The 16,350-nt window shown below is 41.2% G+C and carries 14 protein-coding genes; 9 read left to right on the top strand and 5 right to left on the bottom strand.

The annotated features are described in order from the left end of the window. Positions 1 to 25 precede the first annotated feature (25 nt). Together IQ274_RS05940 and ald are read right to left on the bottom strand one after the other, a co-directional pair. A complete protein-coding gene (locus tag IQ274_RS05940) occupies positions 26 to 319 on the bottom strand; it encodes a TRADD-N-associated membrane domain-containing protein (protein WP_194141775.1) in 294 nt (97 codons plus the stop codon). Positions 320 to 1,147: 828 nt separating this feature from the next. Further along, positions 1,148 to 2,239 (bottom strand): alanine dehydrogenase, encoded by a 1,092-nt coding sequence (ald, locus tag IQ274_RS05935; RefSeq protein WP_163932769.1) that lies wholly within the window; start codon positions 2,237 to 2,239, stop codon positions 1,148 to 1,150. Positions 2,240 to 2,656: 417 nt separating this feature from the next. Between ald and IQ274_RS05930 the strand changes: the two genes are divergently transcribed. From IQ274_RS05930 to IQ274_RS37950, 8 genes are all read left to right on the top strand, one after another. After that, positions 2,657 to 2,827: a chlorophyll a/b-binding protein gene (locus IQ274_RS05930; protein ID WP_012410338.1), complete on the top strand. Its 171-nt coding sequence runs from the start codon at positions 2,657 to 2,659 to the stop codon at positions 2,825 to 2,827. Between the two features lie 326 nt (positions 2,828 to 3,153). Continuing rightward, on the top strand, positions 3,154 to 3,447 hold the full coding sequence (locus tag IQ274_RS05925) for a hypothetical protein (RefSeq protein ID WP_012410339.1): 294 nt from the start codon (positions 3,154 to 3,156) through the stop codon (positions 3,445 to 3,447). Positions 3,448 to 3,603: 156 nt separating this feature from the next. Next, positions 3,604 to 4,611, top strand: a complete 1,008-nt coding sequence (locus tag IQ274_RS05920; RefSeq protein WP_163932766.1) for a WD40 repeat domain-containing protein — start codon at positions 3,604 to 3,606, stop codon at positions 4,609 to 4,611. A gap of 659 nt (positions 4,612 to 5,270) precedes the next feature. After that, the gene (locus IQ274_RS05915; protein ID WP_194141684.1) at positions 5,271 to 6,326 is read left to right on the top strand and encodes a permease; all 1,056 of its coding nucleotides are present in this window, start codon (positions 5,271 to 5,273) and stop codon (positions 6,324 to 6,326) included. Between the two features lie 53 nt (positions 6,327 to 6,379). Further along, the gene (locus tag IQ274_RS05910; RefSeq protein WP_163932759.1) at positions 6,380 to 7,153 is read left to right on the top strand and encodes a TIGR03943 family putative permease subunit; all 774 of its coding nucleotides are present in this window, start codon (positions 6,380 to 6,382) and stop codon (positions 7,151 to 7,153) included. 59 nt (positions 7,154 to 7,212) lie between these two features. Continuing rightward, positions 7,213 to 8,712, top strand: a complete 1,500-nt coding sequence (locus IQ274_RS05905) for an Ig-like domain-containing protein (protein WP_194141683.1) — start codon at positions 7,213 to 7,215, stop codon at positions 8,710 to 8,712. Between the two features lie 296 nt (positions 8,713 to 9,008). Continuing rightward, positions 9,009 to 9,425 carry a response regulator gene (locus IQ274_RS05900; RefSeq protein ID WP_175586847.1) on the top strand — a complete coding sequence of 139 codons (417 nt, stop codon included), beginning with the start codon at positions 9,009 to 9,011 and terminating at the stop codon, positions 9,423 to 9,425. Positions 9,426 to 9,476: 51 nt separating this feature from the next. Next, on the top strand, positions 9,477 to 9,719 hold the full coding sequence (locus IQ274_RS37950) for a LuxR C-terminal-related transcriptional regulator (protein ID WP_163932794.1): 243 nt from the start codon (positions 9,477 to 9,479) through the stop codon (positions 9,717 to 9,719). 186 nt (positions 9,720 to 9,905) lie between these two features. Here the strand turns inward: IQ274_RS37950 and IQ274_RS05890 are convergent, their stop codons facing one another. From IQ274_RS05890 to IQ274_RS05880, 3 genes are all read right to left on the bottom strand, one after another. Then, a complete protein-coding gene (locus IQ274_RS05890) occupies positions 9,906 to 10,688 on the bottom strand; it encodes a sulfite exporter TauE/SafE family protein (protein ID WP_163932752.1) in 783 nt (260 codons plus the stop codon). 162 nt (positions 10,689 to 10,850) lie between these two features. After that, entirely contained in the window at positions 10,851 to 12,137 is a 1,287-nt protein-coding gene (locus IQ274_RS05885) for a sulfite oxidase (protein ID WP_194141774.1), read from the bottom strand. 132 nt (positions 12,138 to 12,269) lie between these two features. After that, on the bottom strand, positions 12,270 to 13,724 hold the full coding sequence (locus IQ274_RS05880; protein WP_163932746.1) for an aminotransferase class V-fold PLP-dependent enzyme: 1,455 nt from the start codon (positions 13,722 to 13,724) through the stop codon (positions 12,270 to 12,272). A 981-nt stretch (positions 13,725 to 14,705) separates the two neighbouring features. Between IQ274_RS05880 and IQ274_RS05875 the strand changes: the two genes are divergently transcribed. After that, a complete protein-coding gene (locus IQ274_RS05875; protein WP_194141682.1) occupies positions 14,706 to 16,256 on the top strand; it encodes a hypothetical protein in 1,551 nt (516 codons plus the stop codon). Positions 16,257 to 16,350: the final 94 nt, after the last annotated feature.

Raw genomic sequence — 16,350 nt, 5'->3', positions numbered from 1 at the left:
CCAATAACCCTGCCAAAAAAGTTACCTACCGCTTCCGAGAGCGAATTTCTCTTAAACTCCGTCTCAATTGCTCTAGTTTATGACTGGAATATCTTACCATCAGAGTACAAAATGTAGTTGATATTAAGCCTGTAGCAGTTGTGGCAGTTCCTTCGTGAGCTTTGCCACAAAATAATAGGACTGCTCCAATTGCACTAATAAATAGGGAAGTATAAATCGCCACTTGACATAAATTAAATGTCTGTTGTGCTTGACGCAGATATTCTTGTAAGATAAGCTCTTCAAATTTCTGGGACTGATAAGAATCGGGTTGGGGCATGTTTGATAGCGAAGATTTACCGCTCATAGTAGAGTTGTTTGAGTGAGTAAGTACTGTGCGAAAATAAGGTTGTAGTAAATATGAAAACTTGAAAAAGAATGCAGAATTATGCAATCTTTTTGTGGGGGATTCAGACCAGCCACTACGAAAGTTGACCACCAAATTTTCAATTTTTTTTGGTGTGCAAAAATGCCGATTATTCATCCGCCAGTCGTACAGAATTTAGAATGAATTATGACGACTGACATTTTTATTCTGTTGTGATAAAAAAACCTACTTTGCCTCTGGGTGACACCAAGGACTGTGCTCTTCTTCTAGAAGGTAGTTAGTGGAGTTAAAGCAAGAATCTTGGATAACTTAGTACACGTCACTGCAAAAAAGAATCGGAAATCAAAATTTTCATGAACCTAGACACAGTTCATCCATAATGACTAATTCCGTACCTGATTTATGAAATAGTGTACTTAAGATAAAATTTAGATGACCTCTTCAGCTACATCACTAACCGGGCTATTAGGTTCAATTTCACGATGCTTTGAGAAATAATCTGGTCTTGCCACTAAAAACAACTTCTTCTCTTGATTAAACCTTTGGCCATTGTTGAATAGAAGGATGAAGTTTTAGTTTTAACTATTAAAATGTAAAACTCCTTTTTTATTCTCTCTGCGTTTGTACGCCTCTATGGGAAAAATATCATCTTGCAAATATGCAACACCAACCTTTTTACCAGATCAGCACCGTCACCCCAGATAGAGACTTTAGGCTAGATATTCCTTAAAAGTTACCAGTGGGGTGGCTGTGTTAACTATTTAGATTAACTGTTTAACCTTAATTTACCAAATCAGGGAATACCTCTTGTACAGCCGGATGCACTAAGCGATGATTCTGCACATTCACACCCTTCGCTAAGGCTGGGTTAACTTCTAGCGCCATAATTCCCAAATTCGCCAACTGGACGATATAAGGTAATGTACTATTATTGAGTGCCTGAGTTGCTGTCCAAGGTACTGCTCCTGGCATATTAGGTACGCCATAATGCACCACACCTTCTTCAAGGTATACCGGATTTGTGTGAGATGTGGCGCGTAAAGTTTCTATACAACCACCTTGGTCAACGGCTACATCAACTATTACCGAACCAGGGCGCATTTGTTTAACTAATTCACGCGATACTAATGTTGGTGCCCTACGTCCTAACACTAAAACTGCACCGATGAGTAAATCGGCTTCTTTAACGGCAGCTTCAATATGAGCAGAGTTGCTGTAAAGAAATTCCACCCTAGAGCCAAACAAGGTTTCTAGGTAAGATAAGCGTTCAACACTCACATCTAAAATCTGGACGATCGCACCCATACCAACTGCAATTTTAGCTGCTTCTGTGCCGACAACACCGCCACCTAAAATTACTACTTTACCCGGCTTGACTCCAGGGACACCGCCCAAAAGCAATCCTCTACCACCTTGCTGACGTTCTAGGAATCTGGCCCCAAATTGTACTGCTAACCTACCAGCAATCACGCTCATGGGGGTAAGCAAAGGAAGTTTGTTAGCACCAGGTTGTTCTACAGTTTCGTAGGCGATCGCAGTTGTACCACAATCAATTAAATGTTCCGTCAATTTGCGATCGGCGGCTAAATGTAAATAAGTAAATAATATCTGCCCTTTCTGCAAAAATTTATACTCAGATGTCAACGGCTCTTTAACTTTCACAACCAATTCCCGATTCCAAGCCGTTTCTGATGTGGGGACAATCTCGGCTCCAGCACTTCTGTAGTCGTCATCTGAAAATCCGGCACCATTACCTGCTTGTGTCTCTACAAAAATGCTATGACCATTTTCTCGCAGCACCCGCACACTAGAAGGACTTAACCCTACACGAAATTCTTGATCCTTATTTTCCTTTGGAACGCCGATTTCCATATATAGCCTCTGATAATTTTTTTGTTTAACTTTAGCCTGCGAATCTCAAGCTTGCTACCGATTTATTACAGATAGCTGTATTAAAGATAGTTAATCTGTGTTCTAAGTTTCTTAATTTAATCTGAGTAGCCCCAAACTCAAGCCCTTGACTATTACCCCAGTGTTTATACAATATATAAAGAATAGTAACAATTTATTAAAAGAGCGATTGTATAGCTCCCTACTAGGAAGCTTTTGCTGAATCAATCAAGTCATCTTGACATTCAAGCACTGCAATTAGCTCATAAGTTACCAAGTTTAGGGTAAAGCTGAAGGGGAAAATACTATTCAATTCCTTTAACCTTTACCGCTTATACCTGACAATTGCTGTGAATTCTCATATCAACTCCCGTTTGCCGAAAAAAAGGTTTCTTAAAAATGACACAAACACAACCAACAATTACACCTAAACTAGAAGAGCCAAAGTTTGGCTTTAACGAATATGCTGAACGCTTGAATGGTCGAGCTGCAATGATTGGCTTCGCTTTGATGCTGGTGATTGAATATGTCACTAATCAAGGGGTGCTATCATGGCTGGGTCTGAAGTAGTGCCACCAACCAGCATAATGTGCAAGTTGTAAGCTAGTAGTTAAAAGAGTTTCAACCAGCTGGAACAACCAGTTGGTTTTGACTTTGGCAATTGATAGCGAAGTGCTTTGCACTAGAATGTAAGCAAGAGAGGAATCAAAATACCTATTAGTGATGGAAATATCATAGACTTGCAACTAGTATGTGCAAGGCAATTAATGACTATAGTTCCTCCCCAACTAAAAAAAATCATAATTAGTGTCTGCCTTCGATGAGAAAGGCAAATTAAGGGTGAGGTATTCTTGGTAAATATACACAAAAGCTGAACTGGAACCAACCAAGCTGTGATGAATGCTGTATTACCTCGTTTTTTGAAGTCAACCTACCGAAAAGAGCCACTAATCAGTGTATTGGTGACGATGGGCGCTATAGATGCCCTGATTGGCGGATTGAATGATAGCTGGTCGTTGTTCGCTTTTGGTTTAGGAACAACAGGCATAGCGCTAGCCTTTAAGCTGTGGCGTTTCCAGCAGCGCCGTCCTCTACCAGAGGAACCTGTGGTGCAACATTATTTGCCCTCTCGTTCTTCTAGTGCGCCTTTACCAATGTTAAGCGTTTCTAAGAAAAAACCACCTCTTTAAGAGTGCTGTTAGCGGATAGCTAAGGTTTAGCCCGTTATGAGTTGATAATTCATCATTCTAAGTGGTTTGTTTGTATATAAAAAGTGAGGAAAAAGTGTGAGTAGTGAGGGAAGAGGTGGGGATAATTTTCTGCGTCCGTATATTATCCTGTCATTTATGGCAGCTCTTGCCCTTCCAGTGACTATCTGGCAAGGGTTTTACATTCATCAAGCTCATGCTGCCGTTGAAGTAACACCAAACTCCCCAACTACTAACAGCTTTGCTAATGCCCAAATACTTTACACACTCAGAGGACATAACGGAACTGTTAAATCTCTCGCTTTCAGTCCAGATAGCAGAATTCTTGCGAGTGGGGGTGCAGAAAATGAGGGTATTATTCGCCTGTGGAATCCAGTAAATGGTAAAAAGTTAGGGGATATTAATAAAGCACACAAATCAGCCATAGAGTCTTTAGTGATTTCACCCGATGGGCAAACCCTTGCTAGTTGTAGTGATGACAACACGATTAACCTCTGGAGCCTGAAAAATTTTAAATTTAGCCGCTCTTTTGTCGGACATACCAGCAACGTATTATCTTTAGCGGTGTCTCCTGATAGTAAAGTTCTGATCAGTGGAGCTTTGGATGGGATTCGGCTATGGGATTTACTACAGCAGCGCCCTTTAGGGACTCTAGTACGCTTCGATAACTTGATTTATACTCTAGCCATTAGCCCTGATGGACAGACCTTAGCTAGTGGTGATAGTAAGGGTGTAATCAAGGTATGGAGCTTGAGTACTGGTAAATTAATCAGTGAATTTGTCGCTCATTCTAATGTTGTTAGCGCTGTCATCTTTACACCAGATGGACAAACATTAGTGAGTGCTAGCCGCGATCGCACAGTCAAACTGTGGAATATTAATACTGGAGAATTAGTCCGCACTCTCACAGGACATAATAACTGGGTAAATGCGATCGCCATTAACCCCGATGGACAAACCCTTGCTAGTGCCGGCAAAGATGGGATTAAAGTGTGGAATTTAACTACAGGTGAGTTAATCAATACACTGAATGGACATACAGACTGGGTAAGTGCGATCGCTTTTAGTCCCAATGGTAAAATCCTCGCCAGTGGCGGATTTGATCGACAAATCAAGATTTGGGGAACTCCACAAAAACGTAATTAACAGCGAATACTAGAACCCCGACTTTTTAAATAAATCGGGGTTTTGAATGGCTACCGTCCAGGCTCCTAGCCTAATGGCGACTTTTATATATACAAAAGAGCGATCGCCACAATACCTTGTGCTAAAGGACAAGGTATTGCAAGCATTTAATGTGTTTGCTAAACTTTTGTCTTGCTTTTTTAGAGTTTTTATAGTAAAAAATCAAGCAAAGCTCAGATTAGATTTTGCCATAACTACGCAAAATCAATTGTTGTAGCAACCAAGAGCGATATCTACGACGAGCTATTCGGTGTCGCCAATTGTTCAATAACTGTGAATACTTGATGAAAATACAGCCGAGCTAATATCTTATCCAGCAAATTACTGTAAGTATAAACATAGGTAACTTCAAATTATCTATGCAGCTACTTGCCCTCTATAATCGGAACAATTTCTGAACTTAGACAATCTTAGAACTGGTCATCGTCAGTAAATGCACTCAGGTAAAAATTACTATCTTGGCTGAAGCAAAGGTTTGTAGCGTTTAAGCGCTATTTGAAACGTAAGATAACTTGCTACTTAAATGATGTTTAATTTTTCCGAACTGCTTTTGATCCCCATTTCGATAGAATGACTAGGCAGAACCCTAAAACTAAAAACCGCTTTTGACTGCGACGCACATGAATCAACTGAACAATGGTTTTACGATATTTCTAAGTCTGCTAGTCGAGGCGATGCCTTTTTTGCTTCTTGGGGTCTTATTCTCCAGTTTGCTGCTATTTTTTGTTGATGAGCGCAAATTAGTAGAAAAAATGCCCAAAAATCCGCTGCTGGGTGCTTTAGTTGGCAGCATGATCGGCTTTTTATTTCCGGTGTGTGAGTGCGGGAATGTGCCAGTAGCACGGCGGTTCCTGATTCAGGGAGTACCCACACCAGTCGCCATTGGTTTTTTGCTAGCAGCGCCAACAATTAACCCAATTGTAATTTGGTCAACTTGGACAGCATTTCGAGATCAGCCAGAAATAGTGGTTTTACGAGTCGTATTCTCTCTATCAATTGCCACAATTATTGGTTTTGTTTTCAGTTTTCAAAAAGACTTAAATCCGATAATTCAGCCTGCGATCGCTCGGTATATGAAGTTTAATCCACCCGCGCAACCAGAAACCAAACGCCGTGGTAAACGTTACCAAGTAGAACAGCAAGAAGCGATACCAAATATCTTGCAATCCGGGACTTATATTTTAGGGGGAAAAGCAGGTGTACCTCTGCGGATTGATGCTAATTTTGTACAGCCGACTGCCCCAATTTCTAATACCAATAAACCCCTTGCAGATAAACTGCGCCTAGTGGTAGATAATAGCGTCCAAGAATTCCGGGAATTGGGCGGAGTGATGATTTTAGGAAGTGCGATCGCAGCTGCGATTCAAGTCTTAGCTCCCCGTGAATTAATTCTCAGTTTGGGTGCCGGGCCTATTAGCTCGATTGTAGTCATGCTGATATTAGCAGTAGTGGTGTCAATTTGTTCTACAGTCGATTCTTTCTTTGCCCTGTCTTTTGCCTCGACCTTTAGTAGCGGTTCCTTGTTGGCATTTCTAGTGTTTGGCCCAATGATTGACATCAAAAGTGTTGGTTTGATGTTATCTATTTTTAAGCCCAAAACTGTCTTTTACTTATTTGCTCTAGCAGCACAATTAACATTTGTGTTAACTCTTTTCCTCAACTTGCACGTTTTTTAAAGAATTAATCTTTTGTTCTTCGCAAATAAACAATGCCCCATGTCCAATAACTAATGGCTAATAAAAATCCTAAATCTAAAATCCCAAATCTGTTACTCCCTTGGTTGGATGCCCTAGCAATTACATCTTGGGGCATTTTGATGTTGAGATATTGGCTGACTAACAAGCTAAACCTATTGATTCACCCAAATTACATTTGGTTTGTGGTTGTGACAGGTATCAGCTTGATTGTTATTGGTTTCTTCAAGATGCAGGAACTTTGGCAGCGCCGTCGCCGTGATGTTACGCCAAACGGCCAACATATTAGTTTATTTCCCCCTGGTTGGGGCAGTGCTTTATTGTTGATTACAGCGATTCTAGGTTTTATCATTACACCGCAAGTTTTTGCTAGTGACAAAGCACTCCAAAGGGGCGTAACCACCGATTTATTGGGAAGTACACGCGTCAAACCCCAAGCTTTTCGAGCTACTGTTCGTCCAGAGGAGCGATCGCTTGTAGATTGGGTACGCACTGTCAATGTCTATCCAGAACCAGACACATATACAGGTCAAAAAGTCAAAGTTCAGGGATTTGTTATTCATCCGCCAGATATAGGAAAGGAATATTTGTTCTTAGCCCGATTTGTCTTAACTTGCTGTGCAGCAGATGCTTACCCAGTAGGATTACCTGTCAAACTCCCAAACAATCAAGAGCGTTACTCCCCCGACACCTGGCTGGAAGTAGAAGGCCAAATGATGACAGAAAATTTGGCAGGTAAACGCCAACTGACCATTGCCGCTACTTCTCTCAAAAAGATTCCTCAACCCCAGAATCCTTATAGTTATTAGTCATTTGTTGATGACAAATGACAAATGACCAATGACAAATGACCAATGACAAATGACCAATGACAAAATCTAAAACATTTATCCAACCACTCGATCGGATAGCGATCGCACTGATGCTACTGCTAAGTGTGCTGATTGGGTTAATCATATTGCAAGGTGATGTGGTAACTGCTCGTGTGCGGGACTTTACCTGGCAAAATCAACAGATTGGGGCGGAAGATAACTCCTTCACCCTCACCTTCAGCCGCCCAATGGAAACAAAAAGCGTAGAGGATAACTTGAAAATCGAGCCACCCCTAGCAGGTAAATTCAGTTGGGCAGGTCGGCGAATGGTTTATACGCTGTTAACACCAGCACCTTATGGCACAAATTATAAATTGCAGTTACAGGGAGCTAAAGATAAGTTTGCACAGCAAGAGGGCAAAAATCGGTTGATCCAGGCTTTTACAGGTAGCTTCCGCACACGCGATCGCGTCATTCTTTACATCGGAACCAATCAAGAAGAACAGGGGCGATTAGTTCTATACAACTTAACCCAAGAGCAAAAAAGGGTACTTACCCCCAAAGACTTGATAGTAATGGACTTCGAGTCATTTCCAGATGGAGAGAAAATTTTATTTTCGGCTCGCGCCAGCAATAACGAAGACTTACTTTCAGCCCAACTGTACACAGTCACAACAGGCGTTTCTAGTAAATCTGGACAAGAAGCACAACCAGGAGGCAAAGTTGACCTAGTTTTAGATAGTAAAGATTATCAAAACCTGAAATTTGACTTATCACCTGATGGGCAAACTATTGTCATCCAGCGCGGAAACAAAAATAATCCCGGCGACTTTGGACTATGGTTTATGCCAGCAAGCAGCGATGGTTCAGCAGAAAAACCCACCCCTAAACGTCTGAAAAGCCAACCAGGGGGAGACTTTATGATCACCCCAGATAGTAAAGCCGTAGCAGTTGCCCAAGGACAGGGAGCAGCAATCTTACCACTGCAAGGTGATGCCAGTAAACCCCTAGATTTTTTGCCGCAGTTTGGCTTGGTACAGGCTTTCTCTAAGGATGGCTCTCAAGCAGCAATGGTAAAGTTTAATACAGATTACACGCGAGATTTGTTTTTAGTGACAAACCAAGGTGTACAGAAACAACTATTAAAAACTACAGGTTCAATTCTCAGTTGCCAATTTGATATTGCCTCACCCACCCTCTACTGCTTGCTGACACAGCTAGTATCCAAGGAACAATATATAGAACAACCTTATGTGGTGGCAATTGATCTGAAAACCGGGCAACAGAAACCACTGCTAGTACTGCCTCCCGCTCAACGAAATGTGCAAATGAGTTTATCTGCTGACGGTTTAGGCTTGTTATTTGACCAAGTAGTACCGCAGGCAAACCCCCCAGCATCATTACCCACCAACACTTTGAAAACTGATGATGGAGATGTTATTGCTACCAGTAGCCTGTGGTTAATGCCTCTACTACCCATCGCTGATGCTGCGACTGTTGAAATTAGACCAGAACAACTCCCCTTAGCCGGATTTCGTCCCCGGTGGCTACCTTGACCTGAAGAGGCGCGGGAGCAGGGGCAGGGGAAAAATAGTGGAATTACCCCCATACGGTTCGGATAAGCATTTTTCACTTTCCTTGTGGTCTGGGTAAAGGATGTATATCAAAACCTTTTCGCTTTAACCGAACCATATTGGAATTACCCCTGGCTGAGTTTCAGAGCAAGTAAATTTATTTATGCCCCAATACTGCTTGGGTTTTGAATTTTTAACTCGGAATTGGGTTTAGGGAAAGGTTAAAGGTTTTTTCTTTCCCCTTTCCCCCACCCCTTATCCCCAGAACCCGACAAGTATTGATTTATTGGATCGGATACACTGTTGTAGATATTGTAGATTCAGGAGAAACAGCAATTGAGAAAGCAACTGAGCTTCGCCCAGATTTAGTTTTAATAGATATTAAATTACGGGGTGGAATGGATGGTATTGAAGCGGCGGTAGAAATTTGGAATTGTCTCCAAATACCTTTTATTTATATTACAGCATACTCTGATAAAAGTACTGTAGAAAGAGCAACATTAACATTGACTTGTGGATATATTATAAAACCTATTAGTCAACAAAATCTCTATGTTGCTATTCAAACAGCACTAAATATTATTAGAAATAAACAAGCAGAGTTAGTGTTATCTAAAGCCTATGAAGAATTAAAAATTAAGGTTAAAAACTATACTACAAAACTTGATTTAGTGAATGATGAATTAAAATTATAAATTACCCGACCTCATCAACTAGAGTCATAATTATCGACAAAAAAAGAACGTATCTTTACCAACAACAAGCCTAGCTCTTTATTAACATCGCGCCAGCTTGAAATCTTAAAATTAATTGCAGAAGGTCTTTCCACAAAAGAGATTGCAGAGTTATTAAGCATCAGTACTAAAACGGTCGAGGCACACCGAGTGCATTTGATGAAACGACTTAATATTTATGATTTTGTAGGTCTAGTACGCTATGCGGTTAGTATAAAATTAGTAACTTTTGATATCCAAAATCATTCAGATTAGCTCAATATAGTAGATAATATCTATGAGAGATAGAACAGTAAGCTTAAATATATACTTCCTTTATAAGTGAAATTAAAAATAAGTTTAATACGGAAAATTAAAACTATATTGACAGATTAAAAACATTGGCATATCTCAATGCAGAGTTAAGAAGTTAAGTTGGCTTACCGACTTGATTACAAATTACTAAATTATGTGTTGATAATTTATCCAAGCTTCCCAAAAAAGATAGATTGATAGTGTGCCCAAGAAGATGCGAAGCACTAAACTTACAGTAGAATCTGGCAGTTTTGGTAATGTGCGAGTACTCATCTGAACGCCTAAAAGACCACCACATCCCAAAACTAAACCTTGAGCAAACAGAATATTTCCCTCTAATGTGTGTCCTGTACAGGCAGCTAAAGCAGTGATGACAATTACACCCAAACTAGTCTGAATTGCTACTTTAATTTCTTCTCCCAGTAGCAACATTTGTAATGGCACCATAATCGTACCGCCACCTAAGCCAAATAAACCTGCTAAAATTCCTGCTGCTCCCCCAGTGCCAATTTTAGAAACTAATGGGTTAAATACTGGGGCTGTATTATCTTTTTCATTGAGGGCCAGTTCCTTACGAAGTTCAATCAAATAGATATTAGCGAGTAGTATGATGCCAAATGTAAAGAGTATGATGTAGGAAGGAATTTTTTTGGCGAAATATACACCTATTCCAGTAGTTAGAAAAGCTGGAATTCCTAAATAGATTACTCGTTTAAAGTCAAAGTATCCCATCGACCAATTCTGCAAACTTCCAGAAATGGAAGTAATCACAATAGCAAGGCTACTAGTAGCGATCGCCTGAACGGGAGTATAACCTAGTGTGACTAAAAGAGGAATTGTGATAATACCGCCACCTATTCCTAAAAGTCCGGCTATGACTCCAGATATTAAACCCCCAGTTACTAAAATCAACCAACTAAAATCAATCATAAATAGGTATTTTTCTAGAAAAGTGATAGTGCTAAGTGGGAATTGGGAATTGGGCATGATGATTCTTCTTCTCCCCTTGTCTTCCTTATCTCCCCCTGCTCTCTGCCCTTCTGCTCCCGTTCGGCTACGCTCACGGCAAGCCTGCCCCCTGCTCTTTTTCTCTCATCCCCGTACTGTCACCGGATGGCTAACAATGCCTCCGTAGAGCAATCCAAAATCATTCCACGGCACTGTACTCGATTGTGTGTTACCTAAATTGTCAGTAGCACGAGCTTGGAGAAAATATTCGCCAGGGACTGGGTTCCATTCAATGTCCCATCGTGTCCATGCAAATGGAAAGTTTGGTTCTCTCAGTCGTGCAAACTGCCAAGTTTTACCGCCATCTAGACTGACTTCGACACGGGCAATTTTTCCTTTCCCAGACCAAGAACGTCCACGTAGTAAATGGGTTCGAGCCGAAAGCGTAGCGGGCCAAGCTAACTCGAAAGCGCTCTTAACATTTTGATAGGTAATCAGCTTACCTTTATATGGTGCGATCGCTGGGTAATCTGCACCAACCAGTACCATCTGCTCCGTTACCCACTGGGTATATATCGGTGTTTCAGAAACCTCAATCCGCTCAATCCATTTAACGTTGGCGTTCCCTCCCCAACCAGGGAATAAGACACGGCACGGCTGGCCATGATCTGGAGGTAATGGTTCTCCATTCATTGCATAAACGACGAGCGAGTTATCTGCTAATGCTTTGGAAATCGGAACTACATTGTTGAATTTAGATTTATTTGTTCCCTTTGAGTCCAGCGAATCAAAATCTGCACCCTCTACGAGTACGTCTTTTGCTGTAGATTTCAATCCAGCCCGCTCTAATAATATGCTCAGTGGTACACCAGTCCACTCAGCCACACCAATCGCCCCAAGCCTCCACCGGGTTCCAGTGAGTGGTTTGTTATAAGCCTCTTCAAAGAAGCGCCGACCATTAGCAGCACACTCAATGGCAGATGTTACCGAGATGGACGGCATCGCAATGATTTCATCGTAAGTGAACTCGCAAGGGACAGAAACGCCAGTGCCATGAATTTGCAAACGCCATATAGATGGGTCAAAAGGCGGAGGTGTACTGCGGTTGTGAACATAAAACCAATCGTTTGGTACTAAATAACCACGCCCATACATCGCTTCCCAGTTCATCTCTAACGTGCCTTTGCTATGAGAGATATACCCTGTTGGTAATGGTTTAAGTATTTTACTGCCCTTAGCTTTAACAGCTGCCTGACTATGAGCAGGCGCAGGTTTAGTTAACCCTCCGATAGCTGTTGCACCAACCATCGTGGCTAGTATTTTCAGAAAGCGCTGGCGCGAAATACCTACATCTGTGCTTTTTTGCCAGATGCACTCATCAACCCGTGCCTGTAGATAATCCTCTTGGTCTAAGAGGTTTTCATCACTCAAGCTATACCCCCTTGTAATTTGTAATTCGTAATTTATAGACACAGAGATAAGGGAGTGGGGAACAGGCAGAAAATTTCTCTCCTCTGCACCATTCCCCCTGCCCCTCTGCCTCTTATCCATGCCCTGAAGAGACTAGCTGTTTATCGCCGTCCAAACACCAGTTATTTCATCTTGTGTGTAGTTGGGCAAATAGTGAGCAAATCCGTTTTTAGCAATTTGTGCGATCGCATCAATAAAGCGATCACAGTCTTCTAATGTATTATATACTGCAAAGCTGGCGCGGATAATACTAGGTATGTTGCGTGTAATTCCCCTGTCTACTTCCTGAGCAATCTCGTAGTCTCGCTCATCCGAAATATTCTTGAGTTTGCGAATGTATTCATAAGTGCAGAAAGCGCCAGCCCTAACTCCAATGCCGTATTCTTGTGCCAGAATTTCTGCTACTAAGCGTCCATCAAACCCATCAATATCAAAGGGAATAACATGGGCTAAATTATCTCCTGGGATATGTAGTTTAACTCCAGGAATCAGCCTAAGCCGTGTATATGTGAATTCAACTAGAGAGTGTTCATACTTAGCAATGCGATCGCGCCCTACTGCTTCGATAATTTCAATTGCCTTGGCAATGGCGATCGCACCCATTGCGTTTGGTGTTCCAGGGTCATGGGCCCGTTCTGTATAAAAACGCTTGATCTCTAGATTTCTGGTGATATAAGGCAGGTTCCCACCACCAATTTGATAAGGGTAAGAACTATCAAAAAATTCCTTTGGCCCCAGCAAAACCCCAGTTCCATAAGGTGCATACATCTTGTGTCCAGAGAAAGCTACAAAATCTAAATGACATGGGTCATCATCAGCACGCATATCTACTCGTTCATGCTGAATTAACTGACACACATCGGCAAAAATTTTAGCACCATACCGATGTGCTAAAGCTGCGATCTCATAAATTGGGGGTCTATAACCTGTAATTGTTGAAGCACCTGTAATAGTTACTAACTTAATTTGCTCGGCTTCAGGAAGATTTTGGTGTGCCTTGAATATATCTTCTATTTCTGCGACACTTACACTTCCATCCGGTTGGGTTCTGTATTGGACAACTTCGTCTCTAGTAATCCAAGGGAGCAGGTTTGATGAATGCTCAATATCAGAAACTAAGATTTTCCCAGGTTTTTTTGCCCAAAGTGTGGCGGCTCCATTAATTGCTTCTGTTGTATTCTTCGCAAAGATTACATAGTTGTCTGAAGATGACCCCACAAAGTCTCGAATGACGTTCCGGCTAGCGTCATACTCTCGTGTAGTGATGATGGACTTTTGCCCAGAACCTCTATGCACGCTGCCGTATGTGTCAAGCATCTCGTCTACATGCTGCTTGAGGGTTGTAAAGGGAGTGGTTGTAGCTCCATTATCCAAGTTGACGTAATTTACATAGTTTCCCTTCAGAGTCTTTACCCGAAAAGATAGAGACTCATCTGTGAATAACGGTCTAATTTCTTTGTCCCAAAAACTGTCAAAATTTTCTGCAACTAGCGGTAATTGGACAGCTTCTTGCTTTATATTTACACCTATTGCAAGTATGTCGGTCATCTTTAGCACCCCTATTTTAAACTTAGAATTTTTGGATAAGCCTAGCTACCACACCGCTTTCTCTAACTCAATCTCACATTGATAGGTAGTAATTATGGTCTTTATAATTACTTTATGGCTAGTAGAAAACTCGGTTATTACAATTATTCTTTAATAAATTAATTAAAAAGTGTATCCGTATTAACGCTTGAATAAAATAATTTTCTTGTTAATTAAACTACAATGTAAAAAATAATTGTAAGTAGTCAAGTATACTTTAAACAATTTTCTTGTAGTCATTAAACAAACTTGATATATTGAAGGCAAGTTGATAAAAAAAGCCTCTTCTAGCTAAGACTGAGGTTGCTTGCTGGGACTATATTTAACGAGAAAAAAGCCTGTACTAAGTTGAGATTATTCTTTAAAAAAGTTTTATTAATTTACTTATTCTAATTATTACTGCTTCGATATTATTTTGTACGTATTTATTCGCATTTGTCAGGTTTTCTTAACATTTTACTCTTAGCAGAAGCTCTTAGTTGTTTGCTGACATTAATAGCGATCGCTCAAAATAACAGAATTATCATCGAATAGTAGATACTTGTACTGACATCTATCCTAAGTAATAAATGAGTCAGTATAGAAATGTATTAAAGAAGACGTTTTAAATTTAAACCTTAAGACAGATGCGATTATAGAAAATAAAATATAATCTGAGGCAGTTTTTTCATGTAAAAAACTTCCTTGGGACAGAGGCACCACTGCTTTAATCTCCCCTGCTACCTGCGCCGTTCCCCTCTGCCTCTTCTTGACGGGGACGAGCATCATAGTGTTATAACGGCATCAGTCTAGATCCAAAATAGGGAACACCAATTGATGATTAATTGCTGGTGCCTGGAGAGAGTTAAACTTAGCTTCTAGAGCAAACCCTGATTAGACAAGGTTGATAAGCAATGCTAATGCCAGCACTGCTGATATTTTTAGGCAGGTGGGTCAAGAGTGATGAATGAAGCTGACACCTCAAATAAGGGGGCTGTGATGGAATCCCTAAATTCTGCTAATTCGCCACAATCGGAGCAGGCGAGTTGTCCCTTTTACTCAGTTGTGCCTAATGACAATATGGCAGTTAAACAACTGCCACTCCTCATGCCGGCTGAAGATAGACAATTTTCAAAAGATACCACCCAGCAGGACTGGGTTGCAGAGCCGGAAATCGGCAAGCAAGCACTTATTGATTCAGAATTTCAGAACCTGCTGGCATTGAACGAAGAATTGCGTGCAGCTAACAATAACTTGTATGAGCAAGTAGAGCAGCTAAAAGACAATCTAGCTGAGTCTGAAAAGGTTTTGCAGTGGCAGAAAACGCGCTCTAGCGTTACCGAGTCGATGCTCAACCAACATACTCAGGAACTAGCTGCGGCTCAAGAACAGATAAAATCTTTATTTCAACAATTAGAAATTGCTGTACAAACTATTCAACGTCAGGAAATTTTCACTGATAGTTATAAAGCACAGCTACAAATTAGCCAGCAACGCCTTGCCCAGCTAGAGCGAGAATGTACGTTGTTACACACTAATAACAGCGAACAGTCTGAGCAGTTATTGCAGTCAGAAACTGTTTGTCGGGAGTTACGTACTAGACTGATGCGACAACAACGTCAGACGCTGCAATTCAAAGCGGCTCTGGAAAAATGTCTAGATACATCGGTTCCTAGCTATGACTCCTTAGAAGATACTGCAAAACATCCCAAAGACATAACTAGTAGCCAAGGAAGATTTTCTAGAAAAGCTCGGTCTTTGTTTCCTAACGCCCAACCAATTCAACCTTGGTCAGCAGAATCAGAATCATTGACTGAAAATGAAGATGATTCTTGGGGTGAACCGTCAGCACCAATCCCATTCCAAAGAACTGAACCGACTCCACCGCCACCATCTTCTTGGAACTGGTCAGTTAAAAAAAATACCCCAAAATCAGCAGAACCTCCTGCCCCCTCTCCAAAAATTGACGATTCCCCAGATACACCTGAAGCTGTTTCAACTTCGGGGTCATCCAATTTAGATCAGCAATTAGATAGTCTCATCCAAATGTTTTTCACTTCCCAGCCTCCATCTGCATCACCACCGCCTACTGCAAAAACAGATGTGGATGGTAATAATGCCCCTGTATGGGAGACTTTGGCAACAATATTAGAAGACGATGAGGAAGCAGAAAGTCCACGAGAGAAGGAGTTAGAGGCAGAAATTAATCGCTCTGTAACTACCTCTACTTCTTGGACGACAGATTCTGTACTTTCACCAGCCAATAACTTACTGGTGTCTTCTACTTCCTTCCACACTGAGCCGCCTATTGGAGAAGCTGAAGATTACTGGTCAGAAGTTTCTCAATTGTCACAGTTGGAATTGTCAGAAAATGATTTTTCCTCAGAGTCATTAAGTGATAACACCAATGACGGTAATTCACCTTCACCTGTGGTTTATCCCCAACGTCCACCCAAGGGGCGTAAGTCGTTGGCATCTGTGGAACTACCGAATTTTCGCCCCAAGAGTCAATAGTCATTTGTCAATAGTCATTTGTCTAAATACTAAGACCAATGACCAATGACTAATACAACTCTTAGAGAGGCTGCGCCTAGGCGTAGCTATGCCG

Source organism: Nostoc sp. LEGE 12447 (assembly GCF_015206985.1).
Taxonomy (GTDB): domain Bacteria; phylum Cyanobacteriota; class Cyanobacteriia; order Cyanobacteriales; family Nostocaceae; genus Nostoc.
The sequence above is the reverse complement of the archived record's forward strand: the minus strand, read 5'-3'. Positions and strand labels throughout refer to the sequence as shown.

What these genes read in the sequence shown, in the direction of transcription:
- IQ274_RS05940 (WP_194141775.1), bottom strand. Translation starts at nt 319, where the DNA reads ATGCCCCAACCCGATTCTTATCAGTCCCAGAAATTTGAAGAGCTTATC.
- ald (WP_163932769.1), bottom strand. Translation starts at nt 2,239, where the DNA reads ATGGAAATCGGCGTTCCAAAGGAAAATAAGGATCAAGAATTTCGTGTA.
- IQ274_RS05930 (WP_012410338.1), top strand. Translation starts at nt 2,657, where the DNA reads ATGACACAAACACAACCAACAATTACACCTAAACTAGAAGAGCCAAAG.
- IQ274_RS05925 (WP_012410339.1), top strand. Translation starts at nt 3,154, where the DNA reads ATGAATGCTGTATTACCTCGTTTTTTGAAGTCAACCTACCGAAAAGAG.
- IQ274_RS05920 (WP_163932766.1), top strand. Translation starts at nt 3,604, where the DNA reads ATGGCAGCTCTTGCCCTTCCAGTGACTATCTGGCAAGGGTTTTACATT.
- IQ274_RS05915 (WP_194141684.1), top strand. Translation starts at nt 5,271, where the DNA reads ATGAATCAACTGAACAATGGTTTTACGATATTTCTAAGTCTGCTAGTC.
- IQ274_RS05910 (WP_163932759.1), top strand. Translation starts at nt 6,380, where the DNA reads ATGGCTAATAAAAATCCTAAATCTAAAATCCCAAATCTGTTACTCCCT.
- IQ274_RS05905 (WP_194141683.1), top strand. Translation starts at nt 7,213, where the DNA reads ATGACAAAATCTAAAACATTTATCCAACCACTCGATCGGATAGCGATC.
- IQ274_RS05890 (WP_163932752.1), bottom strand. Translation starts at nt 10,688, where the DNA reads ATGATTGATTTTAGTTGGTTGATTTTAGTAACTGGGGGTTTAATATCT.
- IQ274_RS05880 (WP_163932746.1), bottom strand. Translation starts at nt 13,724, where the DNA reads ATGACCGACATACTTGCAATAGGTGTAAATATAAAGCAAGAAGCTGTC.
- IQ274_RS05875 (WP_194141682.1), top strand. Translation starts at nt 14,706, where the DNA reads ATGAATGAAGCTGACACCTCAAATAAGGGGGCTGTGATGGAATCCCTA.